Here is an 11020-nt window from a genome sequence, read left to right as displayed (position 1 = left end):
GGTCGGGCCGGGCGTCTCGGAGACGCGCGTGTCTGTCACCGGGATCACATCCGGAAGAGGCCGAAGCCCCGGTCGGCCATCGGCACCCGACTCACGATGTCGAGCGCGAGCCCGAGAATCGTGCGGGTGTCGACGGGGTCGATCACACCGTCGTCCCACAGCCGCGCGGTCGCGTAGTAGGGGTCGCCCTGTTCGTCGTAGCGGGCGCGGATCGGGTGCTCGAACGCGCGTCGAGCGGCATCCGTCCACTCCTCCCCGCGCGCGGCGCGCTGGTCGCGCTGCACGGTGGACAGCACGGATGCCGCCTGCGTGCCGCCCATGACCGAGATGCGGCTCGCCGGCCAGGTCCAGAGGAACCGGGGGTCGTAGGCGCGGCCGCACATGGCGTAGTTGCCGGCGCCGTAAGAGCCTCCGACGACGACGGTGAGCCTGGGGACGCGGGTGGTGGCCACGGCGGTGACCATCTTGGCGCCGTCTTTCGCGATGCCGCCGGCTTCGGCGTCCCGCCCGACCATGAACCCGGTGATGTTCTGCAGGAACAGCAGGGGGATGCCGCGCTGGTCGGCGAGCTCGATGAAATGGGCGGCCTTGAGCGCGGATTCGCTGAAGAGCACGCCGTCGTTGGCGATGACGCCCACGGGGTGGCCGTGCACGCGCGCGAAGGTCGTGATGACGGACGGCCCGTACAGCGCCTTGAACTCGTGCAGGGAATCGGCGTCGACGAGGGTGTCGATGACGGCCCGCATGTCGACGGGTTGGGTGACGTCGACGGGGACGATGTCGTAGAGGTCCTCCGGCGGTCGTGCCGGGGCGTGGGGGGCGAGCACCTCCCACACCGGCGCGGGGGTCGGCGGCAGGGTGGCGACGATGTCGCGCACGATCTCGAGGGCGTGCTCGTCGTCGTCGGCGAGGTGGTCGACGACGCCTGAGCGGCGGGCGTGCAGGTCGCCGCCGCCGAGCTGTTCGGCGGTGACGTCTTCGCCGATCGCGGCCTTCACCAGGGGCGGTCCGCCCAGGAACACCGTCCCCTGGCCCCGCACGATCACGCTCTCGTCACTCATCGCGGGGACGTACGCGCCGCCCGCCGTGCACGAGCCCATGACCGCGGCGATCTGCGGCACGCCCGCGGCCGACAGCTGCGCCTGGTTGCGGAAGATGCGGCCGAAGTGGTCGCGGTCGGGGAACACCTCATCTTGCAAGGGGAGGAACGCCCCGCCCGAGTCCACGAGGTAGATGCAGGGTAGGCGGTTCTCGATCGCGATCTCCTGCGCGCGCAGGTGTTTCTTCACCGTGAGGGGGAAGTACGCCCCGCCCTTCACGGTCGCGTCGTTGGCGACGACCATCACGTGGCGACCGTGGACGAGCCCGATCCCGGCGACGACACCGGCAGCCGGAGCAGCACCGTGGTAGAGGCCGTGGGCGGCGAGCGGGGCGACCTCGAGGAAGGGGCTGCCCTCATCGAGCAGACGGTCGATGCGGTCGCGGGCGAGGAGCTTCCCCCGGGCGGTGTGGCGGTCGCGGGCGGCATCCGGGCCTCCGCGCGCGGTGCGGGCGAGAGTGTCTCGCAGGGCCTCGGCGAGGCTCCGCTGCGTCGGCGGCGCGGTGTCGACGCCCGGGGGGACGTCTCGGTGGTCTGCGGTCGGGGGCGTTCCGATGACCGGTGCTGTGCTCATGGCGGCTCCGTCTCGACGCCGCTTCGTCGACGGCGTCGTCGTTCCCGTGGGGAAGAGTTTTCAGTTAATGTTGACTAACTGAGATGCCAGGCTAACCCGACAGGATGCCGATGACAAGACCGCACGACGACCCCCTCGGGGCGTCCCCCGGCGTCTCGAGGGAGCACCCCGCTCCCACTGCACGCGATCGGGCCAAAGCCGAGCGACGCACGGCCCTTCTCGCCGCCGCCGCACGGCTGTTCGCCGAGCGCGGGTTCGACGGGGTGACGCTCGGCGACATCGGCGAGGCCGCCGGAGTCAGCGGCCCCGCCGTGTACCGACACGTCGCCGGCAAACAGGCCCTGCTCGGCGCGATCCTCGTCGACGTGAGCGAACGCCTGCTCCTCGGCGGCCGCGGTGTCGCCGCCTCCGCCCCGCTCGCCGCCGCGCCGCCCGCCGCCGCCCCGGGCGCCACGGCGGACCCCGCGCACGGCACGCCGCCCCGCACTCCCGCCGACCGGCGTGTCGCCGACGTCGTTGGCGGTGGTGCACACCCGGCATCCGCTCCCCTCCGCGCACTCGTCGACTTCCACGTCTCGTTCGCCCTCGCCGAGGTCGATGTCATCCGGGTGCAGGACCGCGACCTCGACCGGCTCACCCCCGCCGACCGCCGCACGGTACGCGAGCTGCAGAACGCCTACATCGACGTCTGGACCGATGCCCTCGCGCGAGCGTTCCCGGATGCCGAGACCCCGGCCGAGCGGCGCGTGCGGGCGCTGGCGTGCTTCGGGCTGATGAACTCCACGCCGCACAGCGTGCGCGGGATCCCGGCGGCCCGCGTGCGTCCCGTCCTGGCGCGCATGGCGCTCGCCGCACTGACCGCCTGAGCCCCGCTCCCCGCCACCCCCGAGGTTGAGTGTCCAGAACACGCCGCGCGGCGCGTGCTCTCGCGGCGTGTCTTGGACACTCGACAGTGTTTGCCGATCGCCTCCGGCGCACGCCGGAGGTGCCGAGGGCGACCACTCCCCCGGCACCAGATCACTCGCGAATCCGCGACATGACGTCGCTCAGCGCAGCAGCATCGCCCGCCCGGGTTCGCGCAGCACGCCGGCCACGTCCGTGAGGAACTGCGCCGCCTCGGCCCCGTCGACCAGCCGGTGGTCGAACGAGAGGCTGAGGGTGACGACGTCGCGCAGCGCGATCTCGCCGTGGTGCTCCCACGGTGTGCGCCGTACGGCGCCGACGGCGAGGATACCGGCCTCGCCCGGATTGAGGATGGGCGTTCCGGCATCCACCCCGAAGACCCCGACGTTGGTGATCGAGAACGTGCCGCCGGTCATCGCACCGGGGACGGTGCGTCCCGCGCGGGCGGTGGCGGCGAGTTCGGTGATCGCGTCGGCCAGGTCGACGAGCGGGAGTCGCTCGGCATCCGGGATCACCGGAACCACCAGGCCCCGGTCGGTCGCGGCGGCGATGCCGAGGTTGACGTAGTGGTGCAGGGTGATCTCGCCGGCGGGTTCGTCCCATTTCGCGTTCAACGCGGGCGTGCGCCCGAGGGCGAGGCACACGGCCTTCGCCACGATCGCGAGCACGCCGATCCGGTGTCCGTCGAGCGCCCGATCGTGCTTCAGGGATGCCAGCAGCTCGGTCGTCGCGGTCGCATCGACCGTGAGGAACGTCGTCGCGTGCGGCGCGGTGAAGGCGCTGTGCACCATGGCCGCGGCCGTGTGCTTGCGCACTCCCCGGATGGGAACGCGGGTCACGCGCGGCTCCGTGGTGGGAGCGGCCGGGGGGACCTTCGACGCCGACGCAGAGCCGTTCGTGAGCGTGGCTCCCGTTCCCGCCGTGGCGACCCTCTCGGCGAATTCGTCGACGTGTGCGCGGGTGACCGCCTCTCCCGGGTGGGACGCGGCGACCAGCACGAGGTCGATGCCATGATCCTTGGCGTACTTTCGCACCGGCGGCGTGGAGCGCGGACGCTCGATCGGCAGGTCGATGGGACCGGTACGCAGGACGTCGTGGGGGGCGGCCTCGCGCACCGCGTGGTCGGTGTCGATGGTGACGGTTCCGACGCCGCGCGCGCGCCGGCGTGGGCGGCTCGCCGATGCGGGTGCCGCGCCGTATCCGACGAGGGTGGGGGTCGCGCGCGGGGCGACGTCGTCGGCGGGGATGGCGGCCGGCTCCGCGTCGACGGTCTCGACCGCCCGACCATCCCCGGCGGCGGCGGTGCGCTGCGACGCGGGTAGCTCGGCCGCGGGCGCCGGAGGTTCGGCATCCGCCCCCTCCACCGCGAACGACACCAACGGCGAACCGACGGCGACGATGTCGCCGGCCGCCGCGTGCAGCCCCTGGACGGTGCCCGCGTACGGCGAAGGGATCTCGACGATCGCCTTGGCCGTCTCGACCTCGGCGATCGTCTGGTTGAGGGTGACCGTGTCACCCTCCGCGACGTGCCATTGCACGATCTCCGCCTCGGGAAGGCCCTCGCCGAGATCGGGAAGAAGGAATTCGGCGATCATCGGCTGACCCCCGCGCTCTTGTCGACGAAGGGGCGGCCGGCGGTGGTCTCGGCGATCATCGAACGCCTCCCGTGCTCATCTCGTCGGCTCGACGGCCGGCACCGTGCTCGGCGATCACGACAGGACCTCCGAGCCCGCGCCCCGCTCGAGCACCCTGTCCACGGCGTGCAGGATGCGGTCGAGATCGGGCACGTGATGCTTCTCGAGCTTCGACGGCGGATACGGGATGTCGTGTCCGGTCACGCGCTCCGGGGGCGCCTCCAGGTACTCGAAGCATTGCTCGGTGACACTCGCCACGATCTCGGCGCCGACCCCCGCCTCTCGGGCGGCCTCGTGGGTGACCACGACCCGACCGGTCTTGCGGACGGATGCAGCGACCGTGTTCATGTCGATCGGCGAGAGCGAGCGCAGGTCGATGACCTCCAGCGAGACCCCTTCGTCCTCCGCGGCGAGCGCGGCGTCCAGGGCCGTCCGCACCTGTGCGCCGTACGTGACGATGGTGGCGTCGGTGCCCTCGCGGGCGACGTGTGCGAGGTGCATCGGCGGAGCGTCGGCAAGGTCGACGTCGAGGTCGACCTCGCCCTTCGAGTGGTAGAGGCGCTTGGGCTCGAAGAAGATCACGGGATCGTCGGATGCCACGGCCTGCCGCAGCATCACGTAGGCGTCCTGCGGGTTGCTGGCCGCGACGACGCGCAGCCCCGCCGTGTGCACGAAGTACGCCTCGGGCGATTCGGAGTGGTGCTCGGCGGCGCCGACGCCCCCGGCCCACGGGATGCGCAGGACCAGCGGCATCCGGATGCGACCGTTGCTGCGGTAGTGGAGCTTGGCGACCTGACAGACGATCTGGTCGAACGCGGGGTAGACGAAGCCGTCGAACTGGATCTCGACGACGGGCCGGTAGCCGCGCAGGGCGAGGCCGACCGCGGTGCCGACGATGCCGGCCTCGGCGAGAGGGGTGTCGATCACGCGTTGCGCTCCGAAGCGCTGCTGCAGGCCGTCGGTGACACGGAAGACACCGCCGAGTTTTCCGATGTCCTCGCCCATGAGCAGGACTTTGTCGTCGCCCTCGAGGGCCCGCGCGAGGCCCGCGTTGACCGCGGCTCGCAGGGTGAGCGCGGTCATTTCTCGAACCCCGCGAGGTACTCGACGTACTCCGCTTTCTGTCGCTCGACGCCGGCGTGCGGCTCGGCGTAGACGTGGTCGAACATCGTCGCGGGCTCCCGGGTGGTCGCGCCGATGCAGGCGGCGCGCACCTCGGCGGCGAGCGTGTCGGCGGCGCGCGCGACCTCGTCGAGTGCGGAGTCGTCGAGCACCCCCTCGGCACGCAGATACGCCTCGAGGCGCGCGATGGGATCGCGGCGCGTCCACGCCTCGACCTCGCCGGCGTCGCGGTAGCGGGTCGGGTCGTCGCTGGTGGTGTGCGGACCCATGCGGTAAGTCACCGCCTCGATGAACGAGGGTCCCTCACCGCGGCGCGCGCGATCGAGCGCCCAGCGCATCGCGGCGACGCAGGCGAGGGCGTCGTTGCCGTCGATGCGCATGCTCGGGATGCCGAATCCCGGCGCCCGGCCGGCGATGGGGTACTTCGCCTGCACGGTGACGGGTTCGCTGATCGCCCATTGGTTGTTGGAGCAGACGAAGACCACGGGGGCGCGGAACGACGACGCGAAGACCATCGCCTCGTTGACGTCGCCCTGACTGGTGGCGCCGTCGCCGTAGTAGGCCACGGCGACGTCGGTGGAGCCGTCGCGCTGGGCGCCCATGGCCCAGCCGGTGGCGTGCAGCGACTGCGCGCCGATGATGATCTGGGGCGGGGCGGCGTTGATGGTGGTGTGGTCGTAGGCCGAGTGCTCCTCCCCCCGCCAGGCGAGCACGTAGTCGGCGGGCTTCGCGCCGCGGCCGAGCAGCACACCGTGCTCGCGGTAGCTGGGGAAGACGAAGTCGCCCGGGGCGAGGGCGTGGGCCGTGCCCACCTGCGTCGCCTCCTGGCCGCGGCACGGGGCCCAGAGGGCCAGCTGACCCTGGCGCTGCAGGGCGACACCCTCGGCATCCAGACGGCGGGTGAGGGCCATGTCCCGGTGCAGGGCGCGCAGCTCGTGCGGTGACAGGTCGGCGATCCACGGGTCGAGCGTGGCGTCGGCGACGCGTGTGCCGTCGGGCTCGAGCACGCGGGCGACGTCGTCGACGTCGGGTCCCGCCTCGTCGGGACGTCTTCCGGTCGAAGAGTCTCGCGTCTGGGTGTACGTCATCGTCATCCCTCCAGGTGCGGCCGAGGGTCCTCGTGAGAGCCGCGGCGGTCCGGGTGCCGGCAGCAGTGCCGACAGGCGCGACGGTACGCGCGGAATGCAGCCCGCTCAAGACCTCCCCGACATATTGAGCACAGTGCCCATTGCACTCGGTCTCGACACTGCTAATGTTTCGCACCATGAGCAAGCTCGACGCGGTCGACCTCGACCTCCTCCGCGCCCTGTCCGCCGATCCGCGCGCCACCGTCGTCGCGCTCGCCGAGAAGCTCGGACTCTCGCGCAACACCGTCCAGGCCCGCATGAGCCGCCTCGAGCGCGGGGGCGTGTTCCTCTCCTTCGAGCGCACGCTGTCGGCCGAGGCGCTGGGTTTCCCGATCGAGGCCTTCCTGCAGGTGACGGTGCGTCAGGCGGAGTTGCCGGTCATCCGCGAACACCTCGCGAAGGTGCCCGAGGTGCTGCAGGCGCACGGCCTGAGTGGACAGGTCGACCTGCTCGTCCGCGTCGCCTGCCGCGATACGCAGCACCTGTTCGACACCGACGCGCGCATCCTCGCGATCGAGGGCGTCGAACGCACCGAGACGTCGCTGGTGATGGGCGAGGTGATCGGCTATCGCGTCGGTCCGCTGATGGAACTCGCCCGCGACGACGTCTAGCGCGAACTCCCGCTCCCCCGCGCCCAGAATGCCGAGCCTGTCGAAGGGACCGGCTTCCCGACAGCGTGCCGTCCCCCGCCACCCGCCCTACGGCGCCGGCACCACAGGAACGCTCGCCGTCTCGGTCCTCTGCTCCGCCGGGCTGTCCGCATCCATCTTCACCAGGACCACGCCCACGAGGATCAGCGCTCCACCGACGAACTGGATCGGTGCGGGCGCCTCACCCAGCAGCAACCAGGCGAACCCGAGGGCGAAGAGCACCTCGCTGAGGCCGACGAACGAGGCCAATCGCGACCCGATGAGCGGAACGGCGATCACTCCGAGCGCGTAGCCGACCGTCGTCGCGACGGCGCCCACCCACAGCAGGGGCAGGATGCCGGGAACCTCGAAGCCCGCGAGCGCCACCGTGATCGACGGGGCGGCGAAGGGCAGCACACCCGTGGCCACGAGAACGCCCATGAGCAGCGTGCCCGTGATCAAGCCGCCCGCGGCGAGGGCGAGGGGCGGGAGGTCCTCTCCCGCGCGGCCGGCGATGACGAAGTACGCCGCCGCGCACACCGCGGCGCAGAGGGCGAAGAGCGTGCCGAGCAGGTCGAAGCGGGCGCCGCTGATGTCGACGACGAGCACGAGACCCGCCATCGCGACGATCGAACCGACGATCACCGACGTCGACGGCGAGCGGCGCGTGCGCACCCATACGGCGATGACGAGCAGCACGGGCGCGATGTACTGGATCAGCAGTGCCACGGCGACCGGCATGCGCTGCATGGCGGCGAAGTAGAACAGCTGGCAACCGGCGACCGCGGTGAGGCCGAACGCCGCGATCAGCAGGCCGTGACGGCGGAGGAACCCGCGCTGTCGGCGGACGGCGATGACGAGCGCGGGAGAGAGCAGGAGCGCTGCGGTCCCCATGCGCACGAGCAGCACCGCGCCGAGCGACCAGCCGCCGTCGAGAAGCGGCTTGACGAACGGGCCGCTGGACGAGAACGCCAGCGCCGAGGATACGGCGATGAGGAGCCCGGTGACGGCGCCGGAGCCGTGGCGGGTGGGACGCGGAAGCGTGAGGGATGACGTCGTCATGCGATGCCCTGCTGTCAGGAGTGAAGAGCGTTTACACTCGTGACAGTACGACCTTGGGATGTCAGGAGTCAACATGGTCTTCATCCGTGACACCGAATTGGTGCTGCGCGCGACGGTCGAGCTCGTCAACACGCTGCCCCGCACCGATACGAGCGGGGCCGACACGCTTGCGACGATGGCTGATCTCGACGGCTTCGCCGAGCGCCATACGTACACCGGTTCGCGCGCGCGCGACGATCGCGAGCTCGCCGCGGTACGCGGCATCCGCTCCCGCATCTTCGAGCTGTGGACGGTCGATCGCGACGACGCCGTGCCGTTGGTCAACGCGATGCTCCGCGACGGACGCGCGCTCCCCCAGCTGGTGCGGCACGACGAGTTCGACTGGCACATCCACGCGTCCGAGGAGTCCGACCACCTCGCGCAGCGCATCCTGGTGGAGACCGCGATGGCGTTCGTCGACGTCATCCGAGCCGACGAGTACGCCCGCGTGCGCGTCTGCGACGCCGACGACTGCCGCGGCGTCTACATCGACTTCTCCAAGAACGGCTCGAAGCGGTACTGCGACGCGGGGAACTGCGGCAATCGCATGAATGTCAACGCCTACCGAAAACGCAAAGCCGAGACCCCGGCCTGACCCTCTCGACGTCCATCGGGGTCGACGCGTGCACGGTTCGCGCATGAGACGGAGCGTGGCATCTCGGTCCACGGCGCCCGCGCCCCGAGTTCTACTCCACGAACCCCCGGATCGCGGATGCCGCCGCCTCCGGCGTCTCGTAATGGATGAGGTGGCCGACGTCGGGGATCTCCACCAACCGCGCGTCGGGGAAGAGCGTCGCCAGATGCCGTTCGGCCTCGATCGGCGTGATGTCGTCCTTCTGGGCGGCGATGAGCAGCGTCGGCTGCGCGATCCGCGGCGCGAACTCCCGCACATCGTGCGACACGCTCGTCACGAACGCCTCGTGCAGCACGTCGCGGTCCGCGAAGCGCGAGAAGTACTCGTCGTGCTGCTCGTGCACGAAGCGCCGCAGCGCGGGATCGCGGGTCTTGGCCATGGCGTTGCTCATGACGCGCACGATGAGTCCGTTGCGCAGCAGGGCTTCACCCACCGGTCGCGGGAGCTTGGCGCCGGCGAGGTAGTAGAACACCGCGAGACGCGTCAGGATGCCGCGCGGCCCCTCCAGCGCAGGCGCGCCGATCGGGTTCACCAGAATGAGCTTCGGCGTCGAGAGCCCTCCGGCCACGGCCGCAGCCGCCACGATCGAACCGAACGAGTGCCCGAGCACGATGGCATCCGGACTCACCGCCTCGACGAACGAGCGCAGCCACTGCGCGTACGCGTCGAGATTGTGTGCGCGCCCCTCGAGGGGCGCCGTCTCGCCAAATCCCGGCAGGTCGGGTGAGACGACCCGGATGCCACGAAGGTGCGCCACCACCGGATCGAGACCGTGATGCTCGCCACGGAAGCCGTGCACCGCGACGATCGTCGTGTCGGCGTCGTCGTCGCCGTACACCCAGTACGCCGTCGTCCCCCCCAGCACCTCGACCTCGCGGCGCTCGACGGGGATCGCGGCGAGGAGGTCGGCGTAGGGGTTCGGCATGGGTCGAGTGTACGAGGGGTCTGGTGACATCCACCCGAGACGACGGGGTCCGGGCCGTCGCGGGCACCACGGCGTCCGCTCCCGACGCAGTCCCCTCCGCGCTCCCGCGTCGATGCAGTCCGTGTGCATCGCCGCATCGACGCAGCCCTCCCCGTTGCCGCGTCGACGCGACCCCTCCGCGCTCCGTCGGTTGACGTGTTCCTCCGCCAGCGCCACCCCTCCTCCCCCGTTCCCCGCCGACCCGGCATCCGTCCCACCGTCTGCGCGCCTCGACGGCGATGTCGGAGCCCCGTTCTACGGTGACGCCATGACCACGTGGCAGGCCGAGCCGCTCCCCCTCTTCCAGACCCCCGAGTGGGCGCGCCTCATCGGCGTGTTCGACCTCGAGACGACCGGTATCGACGTCGAGAACGACCGCATCGTGTCCGCGCACGTGGGCGTGCTCGACGCCGACGGCAACGTGATCGACGCGCGCGACTGGCTGGCCGACCCGGGTGTCGAGATCCCCGCGGGCGCCGCCGCTATCCATGGCATTTCGACCGAGCGGGCCCGCGCCGACGGCGCTCCGGCGCCGCGGGTGGTGGCCGAGGTCGTCGAGGCTCTCGGAGCGCTCTTCGCCGCCGGTATCCCGGTCGTGGCGTACAACGCCCCGTTCGATTTCTCGATGCTCAAGAACGAGGCCGTGCGCCACGGCATCGCGCCGATCCACGCGCCGTCACCCGTCATCGACCCGCTCGTGGTCGACAAGACCTACGACCGTTACCGGCGCGGCAAGCGCACCCTGTCGGTCGTCGCCGAGCACTACGCGGTCCCCCTCGACGCGGCGCACGAGGCGTGCGCCGACGCGGTCGCCGCCGGTCGCCTCGCGCTCGCGCTCGCTGAGAAGTTCGGGCCGTGGATGCCACCCACCCTCGACGAACTGCACACCCGGCAGATCGCGTGGGCACGTGCGCAGGCCGCGAGTCTCACCGAATACTTCATCAAGGTCGGACGCCTCGATGCCACGGCTCCCCCACTCGACGGGGCGTGGCCGATCCGCTGAGAGCGAGTCGGCCGTGAACGGCACGCCGTCGCGTCCACGCTCCGCCGCTTCCCCTCCGACGTGGGCAAACCGATCCCGCGCCCTCTCACGCACGACGACCACGGCTCGACGCACCTCACGCGGGCTCTCCCCCGCACGACCACCCCGAGCGGGTCGATGTCGGAGGACCCGGATAGCGTTTCGACGTGGAGACCCGAGCACCCCTCGCCGACCGGCCCCGGCCGGTGCTG

At 71.3% G+C, this 11020-nt stretch carries 10 protein-coding genes; 4 read left to right on the top strand and 6 right to left on the bottom strand.

The genetic code is table 11. The annotated features are described in order from the left end of the window. Window positions 1-44: 44 nt before the first annotated feature. Window positions 45-1673 (bottom strand): carboxyl transferase domain-containing protein, encoded by a 1629-nt coding sequence (locus FHS07_RS08660; RefSeq protein WP_183419528.1) that lies wholly within the window; start codon window positions 1671-1673, stop codon window positions 45-47. 110 nt (window positions 1674-1783) lie between these two features. Between FHS07_RS08660 and FHS07_RS08655 the strand changes: the two genes are divergently transcribed. Continuing rightward, window positions 1784-2539 (top strand): TetR/AcrR family transcriptional regulator, encoded by a 756-nt coding sequence (locus FHS07_RS08655; RefSeq protein WP_183419527.1) that lies wholly within the window; start codon window positions 1784-1786, stop codon window positions 2537-2539. A 180-nt stretch (window positions 2540-2719) separates the two neighbouring features. Here the strand turns inward: FHS07_RS08655 and FHS07_RS08650 are convergent, their stop codons facing one another. The 3 genes from FHS07_RS08650 to pdhA all read right to left on the bottom strand — a co-directional run bounded on the left by FHS07_RS08650 (window position 2720) and on the right by pdhA (window position 6420). Continuing rightward, window positions 2720-4171 carry a dihydrolipoamide acetyltransferase family protein gene (locus FHS07_RS08650; RefSeq protein WP_183419526.1) on the bottom strand — a complete coding sequence of 484 codons (1452 nt, stop codon included), beginning with the start codon at window positions 4169-4171 and terminating at the stop codon, window positions 2720-2722. Between the two features lie 114 nt (window positions 4172-4285). Next, on the bottom strand, window positions 4286-5293 hold the full coding sequence (locus FHS07_RS08645; RefSeq protein ID WP_183419525.1) for an alpha-ketoacid dehydrogenase subunit beta: 1008 nt from the start codon (window positions 5291-5293) through the stop codon (window positions 4286-4288). Then, window positions 5290-6420, bottom strand: a complete 1131-nt coding sequence (gene pdhA, locus FHS07_RS08640) for a pyruvate dehydrogenase (acetyl-transferring) E1 component subunit alpha (protein WP_183419524.1) — start codon at window positions 6418-6420, stop codon at window positions 5290-5292. The genes FHS07_RS08645 and pdhA overlap by 4 nt, the downstream gene beginning before the upstream one ends. 176 nt (window positions 6421-6596) lie before the next feature. Here pdhA and FHS07_RS08635 point away from each other — a divergent pair, with 176 nt between their 5' ends. After that, the gene (locus tag FHS07_RS08635; RefSeq protein WP_183419523.1) at window positions 6597-7070 is read left to right on the top strand and encodes an Lrp/AsnC family transcriptional regulator; all 474 of its coding nucleotides are present in this window, start codon (window positions 6597-6599) and stop codon (window positions 7068-7070) included. An 87-nt stretch (window positions 7071-7157) separates the two neighbouring features. Here FHS07_RS08635 and FHS07_RS08630 read toward each other — a convergent pair whose 3' ends face one another. Continuing rightward, window positions 7158-8150 carry an EamA family transporter gene (locus FHS07_RS08630; protein ID WP_183419522.1) on the bottom strand — a complete coding sequence of 331 codons (993 nt, stop codon included), beginning with the start codon at window positions 8148-8150 and terminating at the stop codon, window positions 7158-7160. Window positions 8151-8223: 73 nt separating this feature from the next. Between FHS07_RS08630 and FHS07_RS08625 the strand changes: the two genes are divergently transcribed. Continuing rightward, entirely contained in the window at window positions 8224-8784 is a 561-nt protein-coding gene (locus FHS07_RS08625) for a CGNR zinc finger domain-containing protein (protein ID WP_183420141.1), read from the top strand. A 91-nt stretch (window positions 8785-8875) separates the two neighbouring features. On the opposite strand, the gene FHS07_RS08620 is transcribed toward FHS07_RS08625, so the two are convergent. Further along, a complete protein-coding gene (locus tag FHS07_RS08620; protein ID WP_183419521.1) occupies window positions 8876-9748 on the bottom strand; it encodes an alpha/beta fold hydrolase in 873 nt (290 codons plus the stop codon). A 307-nt stretch (window positions 9749-10055) separates the two neighbouring features. Between FHS07_RS08620 and FHS07_RS08615 the strand changes: the two genes are divergently transcribed. Next, entirely contained in the window at window positions 10056-10790 is a 735-nt protein-coding gene (locus FHS07_RS08615; RefSeq protein ID WP_183419520.1) for an exonuclease domain-containing protein, read from the top strand. Window positions 10791-11020 lie beyond the last annotated feature (230 nt).

The organism is Microbacterium proteolyticum, from assembly GCF_014192415.1.
GTDB lineage: Bacteria > Actinomycetota > Actinomycetes > Actinomycetales > Microbacteriaceae > Microbacterium > Microbacterium proteolyticum.
The sequence above is the reverse complement of the archived record's forward strand: the minus strand, read 5'-3'. Positions and strand labels throughout refer to the sequence as shown.

Excerpts from the sequence above, each read along its gene's own strand:
- FHS07_RS08660 (WP_183419528.1), bottom strand. The coding sequence starts at position 1,673 with ATGAGCACAGCACCGGTCATCGGAACGCCCCCGACCGCAGACCACCGA.
- FHS07_RS08655 (WP_183419527.1), top strand. The coding sequence starts at position 1,784 with ATGACAAGACCGCACGACGACCCCCTCGGGGCGTCCCCCGGCGTCTCG.
- FHS07_RS08650 (WP_183419526.1), bottom strand. The coding sequence starts at position 4,171 with ATGATCGCCGAATTCCTTCTTCCCGATCTCGGCGAGGGCCTTCCCGAG.
- FHS07_RS08645 (WP_183419525.1), bottom strand. The coding sequence starts at position 5,293 with ATGACCGCGCTCACCCTGCGAGCCGCGGTCAACGCGGGCCTCGCGCGG.
- pdhA (WP_183419524.1), bottom strand. The coding sequence starts at position 6,420 with ATGACGTACACCCAGACGCGAGACTCTTCGACCGGAAGACGTCCCGAC.
- FHS07_RS08635 (WP_183419523.1), top strand. The coding sequence starts at position 6,597 with ATGAGCAAGCTCGACGCGGTCGACCTCGACCTCCTCCGCGCCCTGTCC.
- FHS07_RS08630 (WP_183419522.1), bottom strand. The coding sequence starts at position 8,150 with ATGACGACGTCATCCCTCACGCTTCCGCGTCCCACCCGCCACGGCTCC.
- FHS07_RS08625 (WP_183420141.1), top strand. The coding sequence starts at position 8,224 with ATGGTCTTCATCCGTGACACCGAATTGGTGCTGCGCGCGACGGTCGAG.
- FHS07_RS08620 (WP_183419521.1), bottom strand. The coding sequence starts at position 9,748 with ATGCCGAACCCCTACGCCGACCTCCTCGCCGCGATCCCCGTCGAGCGC.
- FHS07_RS08615 (WP_183419520.1), top strand. The coding sequence starts at position 10,056 with ATGACCACGTGGCAGGCCGAGCCGCTCCCCCTCTTCCAGACCCCCGAG.